The following is a 21598-nucleotide window of genomic DNA, read 5'->3' on the forward strand; positions in this document are numbered from 1 at the left end:
GATTAAGCCTCCTTGCCCGCTTCAATCTTTCTTTCTGTTTGGATAGTCTTAACTCTAGCTATATCTTTCTTAACAGTTCCTATAGCTGCTGGGTTTTCTAACTGACCTGTGGCAAGCCTAAAACGAAGATTAAAAAGCTCATTTTGTAAATCAAATAGTTGTTTATCTAAATCTTTGTCAGATAAATTTCTAATTTCTGCTATTTTCATCCTTATTCCTCCGAACCTGTTACTTCAAGTCTTTGGATGAATTTTGTCTTGATTGGAAGTTTTTGTGCAGCAAGTCTCATTGCTTCTCTTGCTACCTCTTCACTAACACCACTCATCTCAAATAATACTCTACCTGGTTTTACAACGGCTACCCAGTACTCTGGTGCACCTTTACCAGAACCCATTCTTACCTCTGCAGGCTTTTTAGATACTGGTTTGTCTGGAAATACTTTTATCCAAATATTTCCGCCTCTTTTTATATATCTTGTCATCGCACGACGAGCAGCCTCGATTTGGTTTGCTGTCATCCAGCAAGCTTCTAGAGCTTGTAAGCCAAACTCACCATAAGCAAGTTGGTTACCTCTATTAGCATTACCCTTCATTCTGCCTCTATGTTGTCTACGATATTTTACTCTTTTAGGCATTAACATAAATAATACTCTCCTGATTCTTTAAGACTAATTTTGTCCCTGATTATTTCTGTTTGGACGTCTATTATTTCTTTTCTTTCTTCTGTTATTTTGTGGAGCAGCTAGTTTTGGTTCTCTTTCAGCTTTTTCTCCTGGAAGAACTTCACCTTTGTAGATCCAAACTTTGCATCCGATTTTACCGTATTCTGTGTCTGCTTCTGCAAAACCGTAGTCAATATTTGCTCTTAGTGTTTGAAGTGGAATTGTACCTTCTGAGTATCCTTCACTTCTTGCCATGTCTGCGCCACCAAGTCTTCCTGAAACCATTGTTTTAATACCCTTGGCTCCAGCTCTCATTGTTCTTTGCATCGCTTGTTTCATGGCACGTCTAAATGCGATTCTGTTTTCTAGTTGTGTAGCTACGCTTTCAGCAACTAATTGAGCAGATAAATCTTGGTATTTGATTTCTTCAACGTTGATGATGATTCTTTTGCCTGGAGCGATTTTTTCAATCTTAGCTTTTAGTTCTTCTACTCCAGCACCACCTCTACCGATTACCATTCCTGGTTTTCCTGTGAAGATTGTAATCTTTAGGTTGTTTACTGCTCTTTCAATTTCAATGTCTGCAATTCCTGCTTCGAATGCTTGTTTTTTGATAAATTCTCTTATCTTTACGTCTTCTACTAGAAGGTCAGAAAAGTCTTTTTTATCAGCGAACCATTTGGAGTCCCAATCTTTGATTACGCCTACTCTATATCCTTTAGGGTTTACTTTTTGTCCCATATTAATCCTACCTTTCCTCTATATCCGCTAACACTACGCCGATATGACTTGATCTTTTTAATATTGGGTATGCAGCACCCTTAGCTTTAGGTCTGTATCTTTTCATAGTTGGAGCATCATTTGCGTATGCTTTTTCTACGTATAGATTTTCTCTATCAAGTCCGTTGTTGTTTTCAGCGTTGGCAATGGCACTTTTTAGTACTTCTTCAAGTAGTCTTGCACCTTTCTTGTTAGTAAATCTTAAGATGTTTAGTGCTTCGTCTACTTGTTTGCCTCTGATTTCTCTTGCTATATAGTTAACTTTTAGAGGAGATATTCTTTGATATTTAGCTATTGCTTGTACTTTCATTTATCTCTCCTAACGCATTTTGCTTTTCATTTCAGTTGCCTTTTTAGCGTGGCCTCTGAATGTTCTTGTTGGCACAAATTCGCCAAGTTTATGACCTACCATATCTTCTGTGATATAGATTGGAACGTGTTTTCTTCCGTCATGAACTGCTATTGTGTGTTCTACAAATTCAGGGAATATTGTAGAACGTCTTGACCATGTTCTAATTACTTTCTTTTCATTTTTTTCATTTAATTGGTCTATTTTCTTCATTAAATGATCATCGACAAATGGTCCCTTTTTAAGTGATCTAGCCATTATATCCCCCTATTTTTCGTTTCTTCTTCTTACGATGTATGCAGAAGATTGTTTTTTCTTATTTCTAGTCTTAACACCGATAGCTTTTTTGCCCCATGGTGTCATTGGAGCTGGTCTACCAATTGGTGCTCTACCTTCACCACCACCGTGTGGATGGTCTACTGGGTTCATTACTGATCCTCTTACGTGAGGTCTCTTGCCTTTATATCTAGATTTACCTGCTTTACCTACTCTTATAAGTTCGTGTTCAGAATTTCCTACTGTACCAATAGTAGCTTTGCAGTTTAAGTGTACCATTCTCATTTCACCGCTTGGTAGTCTTAGTGTTGCAAATCCGCCTTCTTTAGCCATAAGTTGTGCGCCAACTCCGGCACTTCTTACAAGAATTGCTCCACGGCCTGCTCTAAGTTCTATTGCGTGTACTGTTGTACCTACTGGAATGTCTTTTAATTCAAGAGCGTTACCTGGTTTGATATCTGCGTGTTCGCCAGATTCGATTACATCGCCTACTTTTAATCCTTTTGGAGCTAGGATATATCTTTTTTCACCATCAGCATATGCTACTAGTGCGATATATGCACTTCTGTTTGGATCGTATTCGATTGTTTGTACTCTTGCTGGAATATTATCTTTATCTCTCTTGAAGTCGATAATTCTGTATCTTCTCTTTACTCCGCCGCCACGGAATCTTACTGTTGTTCTACCTGTATTGTTTCTACCAGCCTTGCTTTTAAGGTCTGTAGTTAGTGCCTTGTATGGCTTTGCTGTAGTAACTTCTTCAAAGGTACTTACTGACATATTTCTATGTCCGTTTGATGTTGGTTTTAATTTTCTAATAGCCATCTAAGTCCTCCTTATAGTCCGTCGAAGTATTCAATAGCTTGGCTATCTTCTGTTAGTTCAACGATAGCTTTTTTCCAGTCAGCTCTTTTTCCATAACCATATCTAGTTCTAACTTTTTTACCTTTATAGTTCATGGTATTTACTGATTTAACTTTTACGCCATCAAAGATTGCTTCTACTGCTGCTTTGATTTCTGGTTTATTAGCGTTTTTGTCTACTTCAAAAGTATATTTGTGTTCATCAAGCATTTCCATGCTTTTTTCTGTGATTATTGGTCTTTTGATTATTTGATAAGGTGCTTTCATTAGATAAATACCTCCTGAAGTTTAGCAATAGCGTCTTTTGTTATTACTAACTTGTCGTGTCTTACTAAATCATAAACATTTATTAATCTAGCTTCAGCTACTTCTACACCTTCAATGTTTCTAAATGATCTATATACTAATTCGTCTTTTTCAGCTGTTACTACATATGCTTTTCTGTCAGCATTTAAGGCTGTAAGTGCTGCTTTAGCTTCTTTAGTCTTAGCGTTTTCTAGTTGTAAGCTGTCTACTACTATTAATTCATTATCATTAAGTTTAGATGTAAGTACTGAGTAAAGTGCTTTTCTTCTTAATTTCTTTGCTAGTCTGTAGCTGTAGTCTCTTGGCTTTGGTGCAAATACAACACCACCACCTGTGTAGTGTGGAGCTCTTATAGAACCTTGACGAGCACGTCCTGTTCCTTTTTGTCTGAATGGCTTTCTTCCACCACCACGTACTTCAGCACGAGTCTTAGCTGATTGTGTACCTTGTCTTTTATTTGCTAGTTGGTTTTTGATCACTTCGTAAACTGCGTGTTCGCTTACCTTTGTAGCGAAGATTGTTTCGTTTAGTTCAAGTTCGCCAACATTTTCTCCCTTAATATTTAAAATATTTACTTTAGGCATTTTATCCTCCTTAGTCTAGGCTTTTAATAGCTTGTTTAACTTCAACAAGTCCACCTTTAGGTCCTGGTACTCCGCCTTTTACTAAGATGTAGCTATCTTCAGCGTTAACTTTTACTAGCTTAACATTTTGGATAGTTACACGTTCGTGTCCCATTTTTCCTGAACCTTTTCTACCCTTGAATACTCTAGATGGGTCAGAACCTGCTGCTCTAGCACCTGCTACTCTGTGAGATTTCGAACCGTGGCTTGCAGGACCTCTTCCGTAGTTCCATCTTTTGATAGCACCTTGAGTTCCCTTACCCTTTGAAATAGCAACTATATCTACTAGTTGTCCTTCTTCAAAGATGTCAACTGTGATTTTATCACCAGCTTTTAATTCGGTTTCTTCTTCACCAAGGTTGATTTCTCTTAGGTATCTCTTGTATGAAGCACCTGCCTTATCAAAGTGACCTCTGATTGGCTTTTTAACATTCTTTTCTTTCTTGTCAACTGTTCCTACTTGGATAGCATTGTATCCGTCTACTTCATTTGTTTTAACTTGAACAACTACGTTCTCGTCAGCTTTTAGAACAGTAACAGGAGTAATAACTCCGTCTTCGTCGATGACTTGAGTCATGCCTACTTTTGTTGTAAATATACTCTTCATGAGTCCTCCTTAATTACAGCGGATTGATCAATCTAGTTAATCCTTATTAACCTTTAACCGTCAATCATCCTAATTACAGTTATAATTTAATCTCTATATCAACACCAGCTGGAAGATTCAACTTCTTTAGCGCATCTAATGTCTTAGCATTAGGTCCGATGATGTCAATAAGTCTTTTGTGAGTTCTTTGTTCAAACTGTTCTCTGGAATCTTTGTACTTGTGAACCGCTCTAAGAATTGTAATTCTTTCGATTTCTGTTGGTAATGGAATTGGTCCACTTACATCTGCTCCGCTTCTTTTTACCGCTTCTACGATTTTCTCTGCTGAGCTATCGATAACTTCGTGATCGTAAGCTCTAAGTCTGATTCTTATCTTTTGTTGATTAGCCATTTTCCTCTCTCTTTCTTTTACGCCCGTCCGGGCGTTTGATAATTTTTGGAAATCGCTTAGGATTATTCCTAAGCTCGCTCTGTCAGAGTTTCCTTATGCATTGGCCTATACATAAGCAACATCTAACTTCAAAGCACTTATATATAATACGACAATTAAGCGTATTTCGCAAGTTTTTTTCTAGATTTTACATTTCTTTTTATTTTTTAATAAGAAATTATAATCCTAGTAAAAAACTCTGCTAGTAAATATACCAGCTAGGTTTTACTTTTCAAGTTTATATACAAATATTTTTATTTTTTTATTCCCCTCTTTATATATAGGGTTAATATGCTTGCCGCCCCAACTGAAGCTGACAAGGAAACAATGAAAAAAGGCTTGCTAAACAGGTCTTGGGCCAAGATCTAAACCCAATCCACCTGGGAATGCCAGATGCCCTTATCGATGTTTCACCAAAATTGATGCAAGTTTATGATGAAATCGGCGTTGATTACAGGACTGAACCAAGCGAAAAAGATGGGTCTATTACTGTAAAAATCAATCCAAATGAAAAATCTAAGAAAAACGCAGAAGCAATCACCATCCCATCTAAAAAAGCAAATGCCAAAGGTGCACCAAACCTAATCGCAACCTTTGTTAAAAAACTAAATGATTTGGGAGTTGATATTTACCTAAACACCCCAGCTACAGAATTAATAAATGATGACGGAGTTATCAAAGGAGTGATTTCTGATTCCAAGACCGGAAAGAAAACCTTTAACGCTGGCGCAGTAGTCCTTGCAACAGGCGATTACGCAAGAAACCCTGAAATGGACAAGGAATACAACAAGAGGGGTGCTGGTGAATATTCTGCATCTGCTATAGGCAATACCGGTGACGGCCACAAACTTGCCTTAGAAGCAGGCGGTGTAATGAACCCATTCCAAGAATCAATGTCAGGCGTCTTTAACGCCAACCCACACGACTACCCAATGGTAGGCGATCCTACAAATAGTTATCCATTTGAGGCCATTCTATTAAACATGGAAGGCAAAAGAGTATTTAAGGAAGACGGCGGTTCCCACCCACAAAAATTTGAATTCGTAAGAGAAGACGGACAAAATTCTGCTTGGGCAATCAGGGATAAGGAAATTGCTCCAAACCTTCCACACTTGGAAGAATACCTTGAGAAAACCGCTAATAATGATAAGATTATTAGAGTTTACAAGGCAGATACTATTGAAGAATTAGCAAAATTAATGGAACTTGACCCAGAAGTAGTCAAGAAAGAAGTAGATAGGTACAACGAACTAGCTAGGGCTGGCGAAGATACAGACTTCGGCAAAGACCCTAAATTCCTCAAAGAATTTAAGGCTGAAGGTCCTTACTATGCAGCCTTGATGTATGATGCAACCCGTGGTGTTTACGGCGGAATCAAAACTTCTCCAAGAGCTGAAGTTGTAGACAAAGATGGCCATGCAATCCCTGGCCTTTACGCATCAGGTGTAATCTCATCAGGTCAATTCTTTGGCGACTTCTACCCAGGTAGACAAGCTATTGGCGTTGCAGGCTATATGGGTTATATAGCAGGTGAAAACGCAAGTGCCTTTGCAGATGAAAGTGTCGCAAATGACTTTGCAGGCAAAAACGATAAAAATAAATAAAAATCTAATATAAATTATAAAACCCTCTTTGCTTTTAGCAAGGAGGGTATATTTTTGTTATAATTGTATTTTAACAAGTGAGAATTCTTTACAATTAAAAAATCAAACATTTTAAAAGTCTAAGTCAAGAAAGATTAATTTTTATAAAAATATTTCATCCAAAGACTAGCCGCAAGAGGTATTAAAAGTGAAGTCAAAATCACAACCGTCCCCAATTGAGCTGCAGCTAGTTGTGCATAAGGCTCCCAAGATGGATCAAGATTAGCCACAAGAGCAGGCACAATTACAGAATTACCCGCTGCTGTATAGGTCGAAATCGCAGCCCAGCCTGGTCTCTTATTAATAAAAATATCTGCAGGCAAGGAAATAACAAAGCCAGCTCCTACTGTAAGGAGGGATAAAACAAGGCCTGGCAAACCACCCTTAAAGATAGCCATTATATTAATACCAGCCCCAATAGCAAATCCCAAAAAAGGCATAATATATTTTTGAGTCCCAGCCAGGAATTCACAAAAATTCTTATCGATATTGCCAAGAACAATCCCCGCAAGTAGGGGTAAACTAAGATCTAAAATGGAAGTCGGAGTAATATCCGCAATCCCAAGCATCGACAAGGTCAAAAAAGTAAATATCGGCACAGAAATAATAGCTGTAATAGCAGCGCTCGCCACATCATACTCATCCCCATAATCAGAAATAAGACCAATAAAAAGTGCATTGTTATGGTTAGAAATCGCTGCAATAAAAGCAAGAGCAGAAATCCCAAAAAATCCATCTCTACCAAAAAAATTAAAAAATAAAAATCCCAAAACAATGGCAGTAAGCCACTTAGACAAAAATAAAACAAGGCCCCTCTTAAGGGCAAGCTCAAGCCTCTTAAAAGTAAGCTGGCTACCAACCGCAACCAAGGTCACATCAATCAAAGCATTAAGACCTTCCTTGCTAGTAAGTGCAGCAGTCATAGGCCCAACCTGTAAAAGGTCAGGCACAAAAGTATTCAAAATAGAAGCCAAAAACATAGGCACCACAATAACCCCCGCCGGCACCCTCTTAAAAAATCTAGAAATCATAAAATCCTCCGTGATAGGGTTATTATACCGAAGTAGATTCAATGTCAATAATAAATTAATTAATTTCAAACACAGATTTATTTCTACGTATATTCAAATAGATTCAATAGAAATACCAGGGCTGTCATTTTACAGCCCTGGCATAATAAGATAATAAGTTATGTTAATTGTTATCGTCTTTATCAAAATCTTAGCTTAATGAATAGTTTTTTACTATCTTACCTTATAATAACCCTGCTAAATTTGGTAAGAATAGTGATATTTCAGGAATAAATGTAACTAAAAGAAGTGAAATAATAATTACCACAAAATATGGTATCATATCTTTAATTACGCTTTCTATTGTTACTCCTCCCACCTTACAACCTGTGAATAATACTGTTCCTACTGGGGGAGTTATTATACCCACAGCTAAGTTCATACAGATAATTATACCAAAGTGTACTGGATTTACTCCAAGAGAAGTTACTATTGGTAAAAGTATTGGCGTAAATATTAATATTGCAGGTGTAGCGTCCATAAATGTTCCTACTATAAGTAGAATTATATTTATTAATAGTAGAATTAAATATTTATTATTTGTTAATCTTAATACAGCTTTAGCTATCATATCAGGAATTTCTGTAAAGGCCATCGCCCAACTCATAATTGATGATACACCAATCATAAATGTAATGATTCCTGTTGTAACTGCTGATTGAAGAATTATTCTTGGTAAGTCTGAAAGCTTTATTGACTTATATAAGAATGATAGGATTAATGAGTAAACTACTGATATTGCTGAAGCTTCTGTTGCGGTAAATACACCTTTCATAATACCACCAACAATAATAACTATTAGTAGTAAAGAAGGAACTGCTTGCCATAATACTTTAAGTTTTTCTTTACCTGTAAGGGCTACTTCATTAACATAACCTCTTTTTTTAGCTTCTCTACTAGCCAAGATAATACATCCTAATCCCCAAATCAAGCCAGGTATGTAACCTGCTAAAAATAACGCAGCTATCGAAACACTACCTGCAACAGTCGAAAATACGATCATTGTATTTGATGGAGGGATTAGAGTCCCTGTTGGAGCTGATGCTACGTTAGCTGCCACAGAATAATTTGGATCATATCCTTCTTCTTTTTGGATAGGTCCCATTGTGCCACCTATAGCAGCTGCCGCAGCTGCTGCAGAACCAGAAATTGCACCGAAAAACATATTTGCTATTATGTTTGTGATGGCAAGTGCTCCTGGTCTTTTCCCTGCTAAAACCTTAGCAGCATTTACTAGCCTAATTGCAATACCACCATTATTCATTATATTTCCCGCTAGAACGAAAAAAGGTATCGCTATGAGGGAGAATGAGTTCGAACCTGCAAATACTCTTTGTGCACTTGTGGCAAAAGCAATATCTGCTGGCGTAATAATTAGCATAGATATAGCAGAAGAAAATCCTATAGAAACAGCTATCGGAACTCCTATTGCTAAAAATAAAACTATTAATCCTAGCATTGTTAATGCTATCTGTGTTATTTGACCCATTATTTTTCCTTTCTAATCAATGATTGCTGAATCTTCAACAATTTCTTCGCCTTTAGCATACAAATTGATATTGTAAATACTATAAAAAATTATCAAAACTCCAGCTATTGGTATACAAGAATATATTATTCCAGTAGGTATTCCTAATATAGAATCAAATTGGAGCATATTTAGATTAGTTACCTTTATACCTCCATATATTAAAACCAATATTGAAAATGCAATTGTAACTAATTCTATAATAATATTTACTTTTTGTTTTACAGGCTCTGACATCTTTTCTTTTAGGTATCCTATATTGATGTGATCTTTTTGGCCAAATACATAGGCAGCTGAATATAAAATCAACCAAACAAATAGGTATCTTGTCAAAGTTTCACTTACAGCCGAAGGGCTAGAAAATACGTATCTAACTATTACCTGATAGGTAGTGAAAACAACCATTAAGCTGAAAATTATTATACAAAGCCACCCTAATATTTTATCTAAAGCTTTTTTAAGATTAGTCATTTTTTTCCTCCCTAAGTTCATTAATAGCATCATAAACTTCCCTAGTTAGCTCTGATTGATTTGCTATACTTTCTGTAAGTGGTGATACCATTTCTCTGAGTTTTTCAGAATCAGGATAGCAGAATTTTGTTCCTTTTTCTTCAATTTCTTTCTTTGCTTCGGCAACCTTTTCCTTAAATGTATCAAACTCATATTTCGCAGACTCTTTAACTAGTTTATATAACAATTCTCTGTCTTCTTCTGATAAACTATCTAGGAACTCTGTTGATGCAACTGCAACGTCTGGGTGAACTATGTGCTTTGTGTATGCATAATAAGGTGAAACCTCATAGTGTTTAAAGTCCCTGAATACCAATTCAGAGTTTTCTGCAGCATCTATTACGCCTTGTTGAAGGGCAGTATATACTTCTGATTGAGCCATTACAGCACCTGAGCCACCCATTAACTCTGTCATTTTTATATATGTAGGTGAATCATTTACCCTTATAATCATTCCTTTAAGATCTTCTATATTGTCAATAGGTTTTTTAGAGTAGACATTTCTCTCTCCTGCTGTATAAATTGTTATGGGTTCAAAACCGAATTTATTTGCTGATTTAAATAATTTATCATATACTCCAGCTTGCACAGCTCTACTCATGTGGTCTATGTCATCGTATAGGTATGGTGCACCTACGATGGCGAAGTCTTTACTATAACCTTCTGGAGAAGATGTTGGAACTATTGCCATTTGAAGGGCTCCAGTCCTAATAAATTCTAGAACCTCTGTTTGTGATCCCAATACTCCGTTAGGATATATTTTCATTTTGTATCTGCCATTTGTTTCTCTCTCAAAATCCTCGCCCAATTTTTTCATAGCTAGATATTGAGGGTGTTCTGTGTTTTGGTTAAATGCTACTCTTATAATTTGAACATCTTTATTCTCCGCATTAGATGCTCCGCATCCTGCTAGGAAAAATATTGATAGAATAGCCATTAACAGTGAAAGTCTCTTTTTCATTTTTACTCCTGATTACTTAATAAACTTGTCCTAATTTTTACTACAACCTTTTTTTCGTCTGCAGGTTCTTTAAATGCTATTTGTGGTTTATGAACATCTTCTGGGAAGAATACACTTACACAACCTTCGACAGCGTGAACATATCCTTCATCTTCTACACTTTTATAGAAGATTAAGTCTCTATTTTCGAAGTATTCTTTTACAGAATATGAATCCTTAAGTCTTGTTATTCCGATTTTTTCTTCACCTTTTACGACAAATTGGCAATCGATATATTCCTTGTGACTTTCTGGAGATCTTTTTTCAAGTTCTTCCGTTTTTATTTCATGCACTTGATAGAATATATCTCTACCTTCCAATTCATATTCACCTGGTCCTATATCTGAAAAATCTGTTTCTTTTAAGAAATCTATTACTTTTATTAGTACAGGGTGAAGTCCTTGGCTTTTATAGTCGCTGTATATACTTGTAAAAATCATTTTTTCTCCTTTTCACTTATGTTTTTTAATTCCAAGGCATGGATTAAGTCTACTGCCATTTCTGAGTATGGAGTCTTCACTCCAAATTTTTCTCCCGCTTTAACTATGGCTCCGCTTATTGTATCAACCTCTGTTCTCCTAGCATTTTTAATATCTGCATATATTGATGTGTAGCCATCTGGGTTATTGATACTTACTTCTTTGACTTTTGCTACTTCACTTTCAGTGTCAAAGCTTAAACCCTGAGCTCTTCCAACTTCAAGTATTTCTCCTATCAATTTTTGGCAAAGTTTCCAGGTATATTCATTTCTTGCAATATGACCTATTGAAACTTGGAGTATTCCAGTCAACACACTTAAGGAAGCGTTTGTAATAATTTTATTCCAAATTAGCTGTTGAATATTTTCCTCTATGTTTATCTTAAAATCAGCACCTTCAAAACAAGACTTTAATTCTTCAAAATCAATGGAATTTTCTTTAGCATAAGCGCCTAGATTTGTCTTACCTTCTCCACCATGTCTGATAAATCCTAGGTCCAGTACAGCCCCATTATCTTCTGTTGTTCCCAATACGACCCTGTCATCACTTACAAATTTATTTAAAATTTCACCATGGCCTGCACCATTTTGGAGTGACATTAATAGGGTTTTATCGCTTATTAAATGTTTGTTTTGCTCTATGGCCACTTCTGAGAAGATAGATTTTACAAAAACAATCATTAAATCAACTGGCTCAAGATTTTTCGTATCATAATAAGCTTGAGGCTTATAATTGTTTTTTTCACCTTTTTCTTCCAAGAAAACACCATCTTTATTTATTTTCTCAACGAGTTCTTTATTGGTATCTATTAAAATTACCTGATTGTTTTTTGATAGGTGGCCGGCGTAAATTGATCCCATTGCGCCGGCACCTAGTACTGCTATTCTCATTAATTTTCCTACTTAGAAAATTCTGCTAAACCTTCGATGGCATAGGCTCTAATTGAGCATGAATCCAATCCTTTGATTGGCATTGGTGTGTATGACATAAAGAATACCTTTGAGTTTAAGTGTTCTAGGTTTTTAAGGACTTCCAAGAATACAATATCTTCAGCCATTAGGATATCATGGAATGGTCTAACGTCTTCGTTAGAATTTTCAATTGAAACGCCATCTCCAAAACCTACGCATTTAACTTTTTTGTCTCTGAACCATTCAGCACTTTCTTTGCCAATTAATAATCTTTTGTCTTCTTCAGTGTTTGTTTTCTTGGTAAATGGTGGGAGCTTATATGATGAATCTAGAATGACTATGTCACCTTCTTGGAGCAAACCTTCAGTTGCTCTGTCTAGGTCTTCTCTTGTAATGTGTGTGTATGGTTTTACAGTTTCTTCAAAATCAATGTAGATTGCTCTTCCTAGAAATGTTGTTAGTGGAAGTTCAGAAACATCCTTCCAATCATCATCATGGTGGTAAGGACATTCAACGTGTGTTCCTAAGTGTGAAGTAATATCCATATGTGTGTGGTAATCAGGAATTGGACCGCCTGTATTAAATCTGTCTAGAGATAATCTTCTAGTTTCTGTTGCTGGGTCTAATTCCTTTGTTAAATCAACTACTCTTAAATTTCCTAATTCGTATACTGGTTTCATAATTATTTCTCCTTTTATTTTTATTTTATATATTTAGTCGCATTATTAAATGAAATATCTTTTACCATTTGACCCAGATATTCCTCTTTCCATGGGTATTGGCCTTTGGCTACTTTTTCTCCTATGAAGTTGCATAGGATTCTTCTAAAGTATTCGTGTCTTGGGTAAGATAGGAAGCTTCTTGAGTCTGTTAGCATTCCTACAAAGTTTGCGAATACTCCTGTTTGGGCAAACATGGTCATTTGTTTTTCCATGCCGTCTAAGTGGTCTGCAAACCACCAAGCTGTTCCTATTTGAATATTTGATATGCCTGTTTCGTTTTCTCTGTTAAATGATCCACCAATTGTAGCTAGTGGATAGTAATCATTTTCGTTTAGTGAGAATAAGAGGATTTTTGGAAGTCCATCGCCTTCTTCAAAGTCACTCATTAGGTTGGCTAGGTTTTCTGCTCTTAGTTCGTCATTTACAGCGTCATTTCCTACGTCTGGGCCTAGTCTATCAAACAAGGCTTTTGAGTTATCTCTAATTGCTGCTACGTGAATTTCCATTACCCAATCACGTTTTTTATATTCTTTGGCTAGGAAGATTAGAAGGGCTGTTTTATAAGCTTCTTCTTCTAATATTTCGATTTTTTCTCCCCTTAGTGCCTTTGCTACTATCTCATCTATTTCTTTTTCATCTTTTTTGATGTATGGGAAATATTTTAAGGCATGATCACTTGCCGAACATTCATTTTCTCCAAAGAAGTCAATCCTTTTTTCAATGGCTGCCCTTATATCTTTAAAGTCTTTGATTTCAATTCCTGATGCTTCTTCAAGATTTTTTATGTAATCTTTGAAGTCTGCTTTTTCAATGTTTAAGGCCTTGTCTGGTCTGAATGCTGGTTTTACTTTCACATCGAAGTCTTCTTCTTTTAATAGTTTATGATATTTTAGGTCATCTGCTGGATCATTTGTTGTGCATATGGCCTTTACATTTGATCTTTCTATTAGGGCTCTTGGCTTAAATTCATCCTTTTGAAGAAGTTCGTTGGTTTTTTTGTAGATTTCATCTGCTGTTTGTGGATTTAGTTCTTCTTCTATGCCAAAGAAGTTTTTAAGTTCTAGGGCTGTCCAATGATATAGGGGGTTTCCCAATAATCTTGGTACTACATATGCCCATTTATCAAACTTTTCTTTGTCAGTTTTATTCCCTGTTATATATTCTTCAGAAATCCCACAAGCACGCATTACACGCCATTTATAGTGGTCTCCTCCGAGCCAAACTTGTGTTATTGAATCAAAGTTTTTGTTTTCATAAATTTCCTTTGCTTCCAGATGGCAATGAAAGTCAAAGATTGGCATATCTTTGGCATATTTATGAAAGAGTGTCTTTGCATATTCGCTTTGTAAAATAAAATCGTCGTTGATTAATGCCATATTTCCTCCTATAAGGTTACTCCGTCTTTAAAGATTGAAATTTCTCTAAAGTCGTATTTTTCGTTGTTGGTTTCTTTGCCGCTTGCTACTTCAAGTAAGTAGGCTATAAATTCATCTCTTAATTCTTCAAAGCTTAGGCCTTCGCTTATGACTCTGCCTGCGTCAAAGTCTATCCAATTTGTTTTTTTCTTAGCTAATTCTGTGTTTGTTGACATTTTCACTGTTGGTACAATGGAACCAAACGGATTACCTCTACCTGTTGTGAATACTATCAGAGTACAACCACTTGCTGCAAGGTTGGTGCATGATACTTGGTCGTTTCCCGGTCCGTTTAGGAGGTTTAATCCTTTCACATGACTTTGTTCTCCTAGGCCTAGGACCTTTTCTACTTCTGAACTGCCTCCTTTCTGTATACACCCTAAAGATTTATCTTCTAGGGTTGAGATTCCACCATCTTTATTGCCTGGTGATGGGTTTTCGTATATATTTTGTCCGTGGCTTTTGAAGTATTCTTTGAAATTATTTATCATATTAACAATATCTTCAAAGGTTTCTTCATCTTTAGCGCGGTTCATAAGGAGTTTTTCTGCCCCAAACATTTCTGGAACTTCGGTTAACATTGTTGTGGCTCCGTTTTTCACCAGTTTGTCTGAAGTATATCCGCACAATGGATTTGCAGTAATTCCTGAAAATCCGTCTGAACCTCCACACTTAAATCCAACTGTTAATTTAGAAATTGGAAGCGCTTCCTTTTTGAACGTATTTCTATAAGCAACTAGGTCATCAATTAGTCCTAGGCCCGTTTGGTATTCGTCTTCCACTTCTTGAACAGTGAAGAATTTTACTCTTCTTTCGTTATATGGATTTATATATTCTTTAAATTCGCTAATTACATTGTTTTCACAACCTAGGGATACAACTAAGACTCCAGCTGCATTTGGATTTTTGATTAATCCTGCTAGGATATCCCTGGTCATTTCTAGGTCATCGCCTAATTGTGAACATCCATGGGTGTGGGTTATGGCTTGGAAAGTCACATCTGGATATTTTTTGCTGGCCATTTTTACAAGATTGTTGCAAGTTTGGTTAATACAGCCAACTCCTGGCACTATCCAAATTTCGTTTCTGATTCCTGCCCTGCCATCTTCCCTTAAATAACCTTGGAATTTAAGACTTTCATCGACTAAGTCATCCTTTAGACTAACTTCTTTTTTGTCATAATCATAAGAAATTATGTCAGAAAGGTTGGTCTTTAGGTTGTGAACATGGACCCAGGATCCTTTTTTTATATCTCCTAGGGAATGGCCTATTGGCATGCCGTATTTTACTATATCTTCGCCTTTTTTTATATCTTTTATGGCGAATTTGTGACCTCTTTTTATATCTTCTGTAAGGCTTAGGTCAAATTCCTCGATGTTTAAGCCTTTTTCTAGGTCTTTTACAGCTATGGCCACATTGTCGTTGGGATTAATCTTCAAATATGCTTTCATATTTCCTTCATTACCTCCCTTATGGACTTAGCCTTGATTTCTCCGTAATTTTTTTTAACCGTTTCTTTGAAATCACCAAGTTTATTTAGGTCGTATTCCCAAATATCAGAATCTAATACCTGGTCTATATAGTTTTCATCCTTAGCTTTGGCTGCGAAAAATTCTAGCAAGTCTTGGTCATCTTTTACTGGATAAGCCTTGCCATTTTCGTCTTTGCCAAAATAGCCTTCACTTGTTTCTTCTATTTCATAAAACCTAATTAATGATGCTAGAGAAAAGGCAAAGTGTTTTGCAACTTTTCCGCTCTCATTGTAGAAATCAACTATGCTTGGTAGACACCTAGCGTTGAATTTTGAGATTGAATTTAGGGTTATGGATAAAAGTTTGTGGTCTACGTAAGGATTGTTGAACCTTAGGAAAACTTCATTTTTAAATTTAACCAAGTCTTCTTTTGGAAGGTCGATATTTGGAATTACCTCTTGGTCAATCAAATCATTTAGGTAGTTTGCAAATACTTCATCTTCCATAAAGTCCCTTACAATGTCGTGGCCGTGGATAACAGCTGCTGGCACTGTTGAAGTATGACCACCGTTTAGGATTCTTACCTTTCTCTTCTTGTATGGGGCTACATTGTCAGTCCAAATCACATTGCAAGGAAGGTTTTCGAATCCAAAGTCCTTAGCTCTTTCCTTATCACCTTCTATAACCCAAAGGTTAAAGAGTTCTGAAAATACTAGGAGTTTATCTTCGTAGCCATTTTCCTTGAAAAATTCTTGGGCCTCTTCTGGAGAAGGTCTACCAGTTACAATCCTATCTACAAGTGTAGATGTAATGTGATTGGCTTTTTTAAACCATTCTTTGAAGTCATCCCCAAGCCCCCAGTGATCTATGTGTTGGTTTACATATTTTTCTAAATAGTAGCCATTATTGTCAATTAGCTCGACTGGGAAAAATACCAGCCCCTTATCTAAGTCACCATCATATTTTTTGTATCTAAAGTATAAAAGTTGGGCAACTTTGGCTGGGAAAGAATCTTGAACTTGGTCTTCTTTGAAGTCTTCTTCATGATAGGAAATACCAGCCTCTGTAGTGTTTGAAATTACATACTTGAGGTCTTCGCTTTCCACAAATTCTTTGTAAGCCTTAAAATCAGCATATGGGTTAATACCCCTTGAAACCGACTTAATCACCCTATTTTCAATCTTCTTGCCAGTCTCACTATTGCCTCTCATTGAGAGAGTGTAGATGCCGTTTTGTTCGTTAAGCAAATCTACAATACCATTTGCAATAGGTTGGACAATAACTACATCGCCTGGTTTGTTATCCCTTTCATTTGAAAGATCAATCATCCAGTCAACAAAGGCCCTAAGGAAGTTACCCTCCCCGAACTGTAAAATAGTCTCTTTTCTCTTTTCTTTTTTCACAATCTCCGAAATGTTTTCCATTATGTTGTCTCCTTTACTACCAGTTCTGGTTTTATAACATTATCTCTTTTAACTTCTTTATCATTTATCAACTCCAATAGGAGGTCTACAGCAACCTTGGAGTGGTCGTAAATCTTATGGTCGATCGAACTTATTCTTTTTTGTGTATAATCAGTTGTTAGCTGGTTATCAAAACCGATAATTCCAATATCACCAGGCACATCCAAGCCCTTATCTGTGAAAAACTTAAAAAGTTTAATTGCTATATTATCGTTTTCACATTGGATTGCATCAATCCCTTCAGCCTTAATTTTTTTAAGTAAGTCTTCATAAGAATAATCATCTAAGAAAATTTCGATATAATCCTTATTTTCATAATATTTATTTAAAGCTTGTTCATAACCCTTCTTTTTTTCGTTGAAAGCCCTATTGTTTTTGCTTCTTGTTATGTAAACGAAGGCAGGTTTTTGGTAATTATTTGACCTTAAATAGGCCAAAGCTTGGTCCATACCATCTTTTTCGTCACAATAAACGCTCACAAGATTTTCATTATAGTTGTTAAGTTGAACTATAGGTATGGTTTTATTTAACTCCACAGCCTCATCAATAAATTCTTTCTCATTGTAATCAGAACCGATTGTTATAATCCCTTCAACCATTTGGTGTTTTTGAATCTTCAAAATTTTAATTTTTTCGTCAAGGTTCTTAGTTGTGTTTGATAACAAGGTCCTATATCCATGGTCCTTTAATAAGTTATCTATCTCATAGCAAGCCTGGGAATGGAAATAATTTCTTATATCAGGAACCAAGAGGCCAATCAAAGAAGATTTATTAGACGCCAGGGATCTGGCAATATTATTTGGACTATAATCTGCTTTTTTAATAATAGCTTCAACCTTATCTCTAGTCTTTTGACTAACACTGCCCGAATTATTCATAACTCTAGAAACAGTTGAGATTGAGACATTGGCTTCTTTGGCTATATCATAAATATTTAAATTGTCTGTCTTGATATAATCGCCCCCATAAGTGAATTTTCCTAAAATTGGAAGCGCTTCCAATTTGTGTAAAAATAAAAACATTTTAGGAGATTTTTTGTTAATTGTTATTGGTTAGTTGGAATTTCATTTAAGAAAGCGCTTCCTATATGTTTGATAACAATATATCACATATAAAAACGATTGTCAAATGTTTCTCATATTTATTTTATTTTGCTAAAGACTAACCATGCCTTATTGTTGAAATTTAAAAATTACTAATGCTTTTTATTTTTTGAAAATTTAACATAATTCCCACTTATTTTCTATATTTACATAATTTATTAAAAAATTTAATATGTTTTTCCTTTTTTTAAAAAATTTTATCCAGCAATCTTAAAAATCCAACAAAAAACACCAAATCTATTTTCTTAGCTTTGGCGTCTTGTGATTTTTTAATGGAACATCATTCTCTTGTTGCCTGATATTAGAGACCTTACTTGTCTTTCTGTGAAAATTGCGAAGTCGCCTTCCATGGTATGTTTTAGGGTTGAGAGGGCTACTCCAAATTCTAGGGCGTCGTAGATGTCGTTTCCTTTGAATAGTGAGTTTATAAGGCCTGCTGCGAAGGCGTCGCCTCCTCCTATCCTGTCTACTATATCAAATTCGTAGGCACGGGTCTTTATGTATTCGTCCCCACAATAAGCTCCTGCTGATAGGGAGTTTCTTGATGCTGAGTAGGATGTTCTGATTGTTGATATGGCGTATTCTAGATCGTATTTTTTGTATAGGTCTATTAGCATATTTGATAGACTTACGTTGTCAAATACTCCCTTGAATGATGGGTGAAGTGTTGGGAGGACTCCTATTAGGATGTCTACGTCGTTTAGGATTGTTTTATAAAAGGCAGCCGCTTGCTCGAGTGGCCAGAGGTTTGCCCTGTAGTTTAGGTCAAAGATGACTTTTACTCCAAATTCTTTTGCTCTTTTTATGGCATAGGTGGTAAGTTCCCTGCCTTCTTCTGATAGGGCTGCTGTGATTCCTGATAGGAAAAATATTTTTGCATCCTTAAATATCCCCTGCCAGTCATATTCAAAGTATTGGGCCTTACTCATGGCTGAGTGTTTTCTGTCATAAATTACCTTTGATGCCCTAAGGCCTATGCCGTTTTCTGCAAAGTAGATTCCGATCCTGTCTCCACCTAGGGCTGTATAGTCCATATCTATACCGTAGTTTCTTAAGTTGTTTAGGCCTGCATAGCCTATTTCATTGTCAGGTAGCCTTGTTATATATTTTACTTTTTGGCCAAGGTTGGCTAGGGCTATGGCTACGTTGGCTTCACTGCCCCCATAGATAGGTCTGAAAGATTCAGCCTGGACTAATCTCTCAAAACCCGGTGGAGAGAGTCTTAGGACAAGTTCTCCCATGCATACTATTTTATCTTTCATTTTCCACCTCGATTTTTATAAAAAAACAAGCAGGATGAAGACTCACCCTGCCTTATTTAGATATCTATCTTTGTACTCTTCCTGATGTGTCTCCACCAACTAGAACTTCTACTTCTTCTCTAGACATGTGGTTGTAGTCACCTTTGATGGTGTGTTTTAGAGCTGATGCTGCTACACCAAAGTCAAGGGCATCTGCAGGTGATTTGCCGTCTAATAGACCTGTAATTAATCCTGCTGCAAAGCTGTCTCCGCCACCTACTCTGTCTACGATTCTTACGTCATATTGTGGAGCTTTGTGGAAGTCTTTGCCATCATAAATTAAGGCTGACCAACCATTGTCGCTTGCTGAGTATGATTCTCTAAGTGATGAAGCTATCATATCAAAACCAAATTCTTCTCTCATTTGTTTGAAGATTTCGTGGTAGGCTTCTACATCTAGCTTGCCGCTTGTTACGTCAAGTCCCTTAGGGATAAATTAATAACTACATATAAATAGCAAGGCCCTTAACCCTCGCTATTTTCCATGTTTTCTTCGGCTTTTTCTATCCAACTTTTAACCTCTTCTAGCTCTTCTATATCGGCGTATTTAAGTATATAATTTTTGCAGCCGCTTCTGTAACTTCTTTTTGTCTTATTATGTTTATTTTTGCTGTCCCACTTGTCGCGCGCCCTCGCCTGGGCTTCGCTTGTCTTTTTTTTCGTCATATACACTCCTTGACACTTTTTATTTATTGTACTATAATTAAATTGTAAAAGTTATCCGCATTAGCGGAGGTGGCTCTACTTTTTAAAAGTTAAGAGCAAATAATTTTATACCCGCATAAGCGGGGCAATTAAGCCCTCTAAATGAGGGCTTTTTTAATACCAAAATTCCCACAATCTTTTAATAGACTATACTTTAACAAAATTCAATCCAAAATCTAGTATGTTTTACAACATATTCCTCTTCGCCATCTTCGCTTTCTTCGGTATATCTTTCTGTGTCTATCTCGATAGGGTTGCCGTGATAAAATTCATTAAGTGCATGAATCCAATATTCCATAATAACTTCTTCGTCGGGATCCTCTAACCACTCGCTTCTTTCGTATGTTTGAGTATAAACTGTATCATCATCTTCGCTACAATTATCATCAACAAAGTGGGATTCACCATCTTCGTTGATTTCAAGTCTTACAACCTCGTGTTCAGGTTCTCCGTTGTAATCAACCTCTCTAAACATATCTAGCAAATCTTGACCGCTAACCTTTACGTCAACATCTATATAAATATCTCTTGTCATTTTCTAATCTCCTTTATAATTTAATGTGTATTTTCATAAGCCCCTTGCGGGGCTATTATTTACTTTTCTCTGATTTCTCCATTTTCCATAGCTAGGTTAAAGTTTTCTTCATCGTCGAAAAACCACTCATCAATTTCTTTACCTTCAAATACGCTTGCGTCTACATCTACTAGAGTACCGTCAAAAAATTCTAGTGTGTATTGGTTCATTGCTTCGTCGTAATAAGTTGCGTTTAAGTTTGTGATTGTTAAGTTCTTTTTCATCTTTGATCTCCTTTAAATTTTTTTTATTTATTTCTTACTTTCTATTTAAATTATACGCTAAGCGTATAATTTTGTCAAGGCTTTTTGAAAAGTTTTTTTAAAAATTTTTTAAGCACTAAAAAAGACCTAGCGTTTAGACGCTAAGCCCCTTTTTAGTGTAAAGTGAGTATATCTATTTGGATAATTTTAAATTTTTTACTTCGGCTTCGATTGTGTTTTCTAGCCATGCGTTCACGTCGCCGTAAGCTTCTTCAAGTGCTTTTTTTGTGTCTTCTGAAAGAATTTTTATTATTTCTTCTTTGGCTTCGTTGAATACCTCTTCTTGCTTTTCCTTTGTAAATTGGCCGTTCTTTTTAAGCGTATCTACTGTTTTTTGCGCTCCGGCTTTTACTACGTCGATTATTGTTTTTGTGGCAAGATCTATATATTTATTTAGCTGTTCTTGCTTTGTTCCTTTGTTTTCTTCTTTTAGCTTTTGGGCTTGGTAATTTAAAACATTAGCAATAAAAGTAGCTAATATAGGTACTACTGCTATGATTAAGGCTGTAAGTGCTGTATTTAATGTATTTTCCATTTTTTTCTC

The 21598-nt window shown here is 36.1% G+C and carries 28 protein-coding genes; 1 reads left to right on the top strand and 27 read right to left on the bottom strand.

Annotation, left to right across the window (positions count from 1 at the left end; genetic code table 11):
* Positions 1 to 2 precede the first annotated feature (2 nt).
* The 10 genes from rpmC to rpsJ all read right to left on the bottom strand — a co-directional run bounded on the left by rpmC (position 3) and on the right by rpsJ (position 4856).
* On the bottom strand, positions 3 to 209 hold the full coding sequence (rpmC, locus tag J2Z38_RS05455; protein WP_004826892.1) for a 50S ribosomal protein L29: 207 nt from the start codon (positions 207 to 209) through the stop codon (positions 3 to 5).
* A 2-nt stretch (positions 210 to 211) separates the two neighbouring features.
* Positions 212 to 640: a 50S ribosomal protein L16 gene (gene rplP, locus J2Z38_RS05460; protein WP_209773459.1), complete on the bottom strand. Its 429-nt coding sequence runs from the start codon at positions 638 to 640 to the stop codon at positions 212 to 214.
* Between the two features lie 27 nt (positions 641 to 667).
* Complete coding sequence (rpsC, locus tag J2Z38_RS05465; RefSeq protein ID WP_209773461.1) at positions 668 to 1402, bottom strand: 30S ribosomal protein S3; 735 nt, start codon at positions 1400 to 1402, stop codon at positions 668 to 670.
* Between the two features lie 7 nt (positions 1403 to 1409).
* Positions 1410 to 1751, bottom strand: a complete 342-nt coding sequence (gene rplV, locus J2Z38_RS05470) for a 50S ribosomal protein L22 (protein WP_209773474.1) — start codon at positions 1749 to 1751, stop codon at positions 1410 to 1412.
* A 9-nt stretch (positions 1752 to 1760) separates the two neighbouring features.
* Positions 1761 to 2048: a 30S ribosomal protein S19 gene (gene rpsS, locus J2Z38_RS05475; RefSeq protein WP_209773477.1), complete on the bottom strand. Its 288-nt coding sequence runs from the start codon at positions 2046 to 2048 to the stop codon at positions 1761 to 1763.
* A gap of 9 nt (positions 2049 to 2057) precedes the next feature.
* The gene (gene rplB, locus J2Z38_RS05480; RefSeq protein WP_209773479.1) at positions 2058 to 2891 is read right to left on the bottom strand and encodes a 50S ribosomal protein L2; all 834 of its coding nucleotides are present in this window, start codon (positions 2889 to 2891) and stop codon (positions 2058 to 2060) included.
* An 11-nt stretch (positions 2892 to 2902) separates the two neighbouring features.
* Entirely contained in the window at positions 2903 to 3196 is a 294-nt protein-coding gene (rplW, locus tag J2Z38_RS05485; protein ID WP_209773481.1) for a 50S ribosomal protein L23, read from the bottom strand.
* On the bottom strand, positions 3196 to 3819 hold the full coding sequence (rplD, locus tag J2Z38_RS05490; protein ID WP_209773483.1) for a 50S ribosomal protein L4: 624 nt from the start codon (positions 3817 to 3819) through the stop codon (positions 3196 to 3198). The genes rplW and rplD overlap by 1 nt, the downstream gene beginning before the upstream one ends.
* A 10-nt stretch (positions 3820 to 3829) precedes the next feature.
* Positions 3830 to 4465 (bottom strand): 50S ribosomal protein L3, encoded by a 636-nt coding sequence (gene rplC / locus J2Z38_RS05495; protein ID WP_209773485.1) that lies wholly within the window; start codon positions 4463 to 4465, stop codon positions 3830 to 3832.
* Positions 4466 to 4544: 79 nt separating this feature from the next.
* The gene (gene rpsJ, locus J2Z38_RS05500; RefSeq protein ID WP_209773489.1) at positions 4545 to 4856 is read right to left on the bottom strand and encodes a 30S ribosomal protein S10; all 312 of its coding nucleotides are present in this window, start codon (positions 4854 to 4856) and stop codon (positions 4545 to 4547) included.
* A gap of 392 nt (positions 4857 to 5248) precedes the next feature.
* Between rpsJ and J2Z38_RS05505 the strand changes: the two genes are divergently transcribed.
* Positions 5249 to 6499, top strand: a complete 1251-nt coding sequence (locus J2Z38_RS05505; protein ID WP_209773491.1) for an FAD-dependent oxidoreductase — start codon at positions 5249 to 5251, stop codon at positions 6497 to 6499.
* A gap of 134 nt (positions 6500 to 6633) precedes the next feature.
* On the opposite strand, the gene J2Z38_RS05510 is transcribed toward J2Z38_RS05505, so the two are convergent.
* The 17 genes from J2Z38_RS05510 to J2Z38_RS05590 all read right to left on the bottom strand — a co-directional run bounded on the left by J2Z38_RS05510 (position 6634) and on the right by J2Z38_RS05590 (position 21589).
* Positions 6634 to 7569: a 2-keto-3-deoxygluconate permease gene (locus J2Z38_RS05510; RefSeq protein WP_209773492.1), complete on the bottom strand. Its 936-nt coding sequence runs from the start codon at positions 7567 to 7569 to the stop codon at positions 6634 to 6636.
* 223 nt (positions 7570 to 7792) lie between these two features.
* Positions 7793 to 9097, bottom strand: coding sequence for a TRAP transporter large permease (locus J2Z38_RS05515; protein WP_225304628.1), 1305 nt, complete (start codon positions 9095 to 9097; stop codon positions 7793 to 7795).
* Positions 9098 to 9109: 12 nt separating this feature from the next.
* On the bottom strand, positions 9110 to 9607 hold the full coding sequence (locus J2Z38_RS05520) for a TRAP transporter small permease (protein ID WP_209773494.1): 498 nt from the start codon (positions 9605 to 9607) through the stop codon (positions 9110 to 9112).
* Positions 9600 to 10607, bottom strand: a complete 1008-nt coding sequence (dctP, locus tag J2Z38_RS05525; RefSeq protein WP_209773504.1) for a TRAP transporter substrate-binding protein — start codon at positions 10605 to 10607, stop codon at positions 9600 to 9602. Before dctP ends, J2Z38_RS05520 begins: the two co-directional genes overlap by 8 nt.
* 2 nt (positions 10608 to 10609) lie before the next feature.
* Positions 10610 to 11086, bottom strand: coding sequence for a YhcH/YjgK/YiaL family protein (locus J2Z38_RS05530; RefSeq protein ID WP_209773508.1), 477 nt, complete (start codon positions 11084 to 11086; stop codon positions 10610 to 10612).
* Positions 11083 to 12015, bottom strand: a complete 933-nt coding sequence (locus J2Z38_RS05535) for a ketopantoate reductase family protein (protein WP_209773511.1) — start codon at positions 12013 to 12015, stop codon at positions 11083 to 11085. Before J2Z38_RS05535 ends, J2Z38_RS05530 begins: the two co-directional genes overlap by 4 nt.
* Positions 12016 to 12023: 8 nt before the next feature.
* On the bottom strand, positions 12024 to 12716 hold the full coding sequence (locus J2Z38_RS05540) for a cyclase family protein (protein ID WP_209773512.1): 693 nt from the start codon (positions 12714 to 12716) through the stop codon (positions 12024 to 12026).
* A gap of 20 nt (positions 12717 to 12736) precedes the next feature.
* The gene (uxaC, locus tag J2Z38_RS05545; protein WP_209773516.1) at positions 12737 to 14134 is read right to left on the bottom strand and encodes a glucuronate isomerase; all 1398 of its coding nucleotides are present in this window, start codon (positions 14132 to 14134) and stop codon (positions 12737 to 12739) included.
* A gap of 8 nt (positions 14135 to 14142) precedes the next feature.
* Entirely contained in the window at positions 14143 to 15624 is a 1482-nt protein-coding gene (locus tag J2Z38_RS05550; RefSeq protein ID WP_209773519.1) for a UxaA family hydrolase, read from the bottom strand.
* Entirely contained in the window at positions 15621 to 17069 is a 1449-nt protein-coding gene (locus J2Z38_RS05555; protein WP_209773522.1) for a tagaturonate reductase, read from the bottom strand. Before J2Z38_RS05555 ends, J2Z38_RS05550 begins: the two co-directional genes overlap by 4 nt.
* A complete protein-coding gene (locus tag J2Z38_RS05560; protein ID WP_209773525.1) occupies positions 17069 to 18130 on the bottom strand; it encodes a LacI family DNA-binding transcriptional regulator in 1062 nt (353 codons plus the stop codon). The genes J2Z38_RS05555 and J2Z38_RS05560 overlap by 1 nt, the downstream gene beginning before the upstream one ends.
* 350 nt (positions 18131 to 18480) lie before the next feature.
* Positions 18481 to 19473 (bottom strand): sugar kinase, encoded by a 993-nt coding sequence (locus J2Z38_RS05565; protein ID WP_209773527.1) that lies wholly within the window; start codon positions 19471 to 19473, stop codon positions 18481 to 18483.
* A 64-nt stretch (positions 19474 to 19537) separates the two neighbouring features.
* Positions 19538 to 19876: a PfkB family carbohydrate kinase gene (locus J2Z38_RS05570; RefSeq protein WP_225304629.1), complete on the bottom strand. Its 339-nt coding sequence runs from the start codon at positions 19874 to 19876 to the stop codon at positions 19538 to 19540.
* A gap of 101 nt (positions 19877 to 19977) precedes the next feature.
* A complete protein-coding gene (locus J2Z38_RS05575; protein ID WP_209773529.1) occupies positions 19978 to 20178 on the bottom strand; it encodes a hypothetical protein in 201 nt (66 codons plus the stop codon).
* A 193-nt stretch (positions 20179 to 20371) separates the two neighbouring features.
* The gene (locus J2Z38_RS05580) at positions 20372 to 20752 is read right to left on the bottom strand and encodes a hypothetical protein (protein ID WP_209773530.1); all 381 of its coding nucleotides are present in this window, start codon (positions 20750 to 20752) and stop codon (positions 20372 to 20374) included.
* Positions 20753 to 20811: 59 nt separating this feature from the next.
* On the bottom strand, positions 20812 to 21015 hold the full coding sequence (locus J2Z38_RS05585) for a hypothetical protein (RefSeq protein ID WP_209773537.1): 204 nt from the start codon (positions 21013 to 21015) through the stop codon (positions 20812 to 20814).
* A gap of 172 nt (positions 21016 to 21187) precedes the next feature.
* Positions 21188 to 21589, bottom strand: coding sequence for a hypothetical protein (locus tag J2Z38_RS05590; RefSeq protein WP_209773539.1), 402 nt, complete (start codon positions 21587 to 21589; stop codon positions 21188 to 21190).
* Positions 21590 to 21598 lie beyond the last annotated feature (9 nt).

The sequence above is a fragment of the Anaerococcus degeneri genome (genome assembly GCF_017874475.1).
GTDB lineage: Bacteria > Bacillota > Clostridia > Tissierellales > Peptoniphilaceae > Anaerococcus > Anaerococcus degeneri.

What these genes read in the sequence shown, in the direction of transcription:
- J2Z38_RS05555 (WP_209773522.1), bottom strand. Translation starts at nt 17,069, where the DNA reads ATGGAAAACATTTCGGAGATTGTGAAAAAAGAAAAGAGAAAAGAGACT.
- J2Z38_RS05540 (WP_209773512.1), bottom strand. Translation starts at nt 12,716, where the DNA reads ATGAAACCAGTATACGAATTAGGAAATTTAAGAGTAGTTGATTTAACA.
- J2Z38_RS05510 (WP_209773492.1), bottom strand. Translation starts at nt 7,569, where the DNA reads ATGATTTCTAGATTTTTTAAGAGGGTGCCGGCGGGGGTTATTGTGGTG.
- J2Z38_RS05515 (WP_225304628.1), bottom strand. Translation starts at nt 9,097, where the DNA reads ATGGGTCAAATAACACAGATAGCATTAACAATGCTAGGATTAATAGTT.
- J2Z38_RS05520 (WP_209773494.1), bottom strand. Translation starts at nt 9,607, where the DNA reads ATGACTAATCTTAAAAAAGCTTTAGATAAAATATTAGGGTGGCTTTGT.
- J2Z38_RS05580 (WP_209773530.1), bottom strand. Translation starts at nt 20,752, where the DNA reads ATGACAAGAGATATTTATATAGATGTTGACGTAAAGGTTAGCGGTCAA.
- rpsS (WP_209773477.1), bottom strand. Translation starts at nt 2,048, where the DNA reads ATGGCTAGATCACTTAAAAAGGGACCATTTGTCGATGATCATTTAATG.
- dctP (WP_209773504.1), bottom strand. Translation starts at nt 10,607, where the DNA reads ATGAAAAAGAGACTTTCACTGTTAATGGCTATTCTATCAATATTTTTC.
- uxaC (WP_209773516.1), bottom strand. Translation starts at nt 14,134, where the DNA reads ATGGCATTAATCAACGACGATTTTATTTTACAAAGCGAATATGCAAAG.
- J2Z38_RS05535 (WP_209773511.1), bottom strand. Translation starts at nt 12,015, where the DNA reads ATGAGAATAGCAGTACTAGGTGCCGGCGCAATGGGATCAATTTACGCC.
- J2Z38_RS05585 (WP_209773537.1), bottom strand. Translation starts at nt 21,015, where the DNA reads ATGAAAAAGAACTTAACAATCACAAACTTAAACGCAACTTATTACGAC.
- J2Z38_RS05530 (WP_209773508.1), bottom strand. Translation starts at nt 11,086, where the DNA reads ATGATTTTTACAAGTATATACAGCGACTATAAAAGCCAAGGACTTCAC.
- J2Z38_RS05550 (WP_209773519.1), bottom strand. Translation starts at nt 15,624, where the DNA reads ATGAAAGCATATTTGAAGATTAATCCCAACGACAATGTGGCCATAGCT.
- J2Z38_RS05575 (WP_209773529.1), bottom strand. Translation starts at nt 20,178, where the DNA reads ATGACGAAAAAAAAGACAAGCGAAGCCCAGGCGAGGGCGCGCGACAAG.
- rplB (WP_209773479.1), bottom strand. Translation starts at nt 2,891, where the DNA reads ATGGCTATTAGAAAATTAAAACCAACATCAAACGGACATAGAAATATG.
- rplP (WP_209773459.1), bottom strand. Translation starts at nt 640, where the DNA reads ATGTTAATGCCTAAAAGAGTAAAATATCGTAGACAACATAGAGGCAGA.
- J2Z38_RS05565 (WP_209773527.1), bottom strand. Translation starts at nt 19,473, where the DNA reads ATGAAAGATAAAATAGTATGCATGGGAGAACTTGTCCTAAGACTCTCT.
- rpsC (WP_209773461.1), bottom strand. Translation starts at nt 1,402, where the DNA reads ATGGGACAAAAAGTAAACCCTAAAGGATATAGAGTAGGCGTAATCAAA.
- rpsJ (WP_209773489.1), bottom strand. Translation starts at nt 4,856, where the DNA reads ATGGCTAATCAACAAAAGATAAGAATCAGACTTAGAGCTTACGATCAC.
- rpmC (WP_004826892.1), bottom strand. Translation starts at nt 209, where the DNA reads ATGAAAATAGCAGAAATTAGAAATTTATCTGACAAAGATTTAGATAAA.
- rplC (WP_209773485.1), bottom strand. Translation starts at nt 4,465, where the DNA reads ATGAAGAGTATATTTACAACAAAAGTAGGCATGACTCAAGTCATCGAC.
- J2Z38_RS05590 (WP_209773539.1), bottom strand. Translation starts at nt 21,589, where the DNA reads ATGGAAAATACATTAAATACAGCACTTACAGCCTTAATCATAGCAGTA.
- rplW (WP_209773481.1), bottom strand. Translation starts at nt 3,196, where the DNA reads ATGAAAGCACCTTATCAAATAATCAAAAGACCAATAATCACAGAAAAA.
- J2Z38_RS05560 (WP_209773525.1), bottom strand. Translation starts at nt 18,130, where the DNA reads ATGTTTTTATTTTTACACAAATTGGAAGCGCTTCCAATTTTAGGAAAA.
- rplD (WP_209773483.1), bottom strand. Translation starts at nt 3,819, where the DNA reads ATGCCTAAAGTAAATATTTTAAATATTAAGGGAGAAAATGTTGGCGAA.
- J2Z38_RS05570 (WP_225304629.1), bottom strand. Translation starts at nt 19,876, where the DNA reads ATGAGAGAAGAATTTGGTTTTGATATGATAGCTTCATCACTTAGAGAA.
- rplV (WP_209773474.1), bottom strand. Translation starts at nt 1,751, where the DNA reads ATGAAAGTACAAGCAATAGCTAAATATCAAAGAATATCTCCTCTAAAA.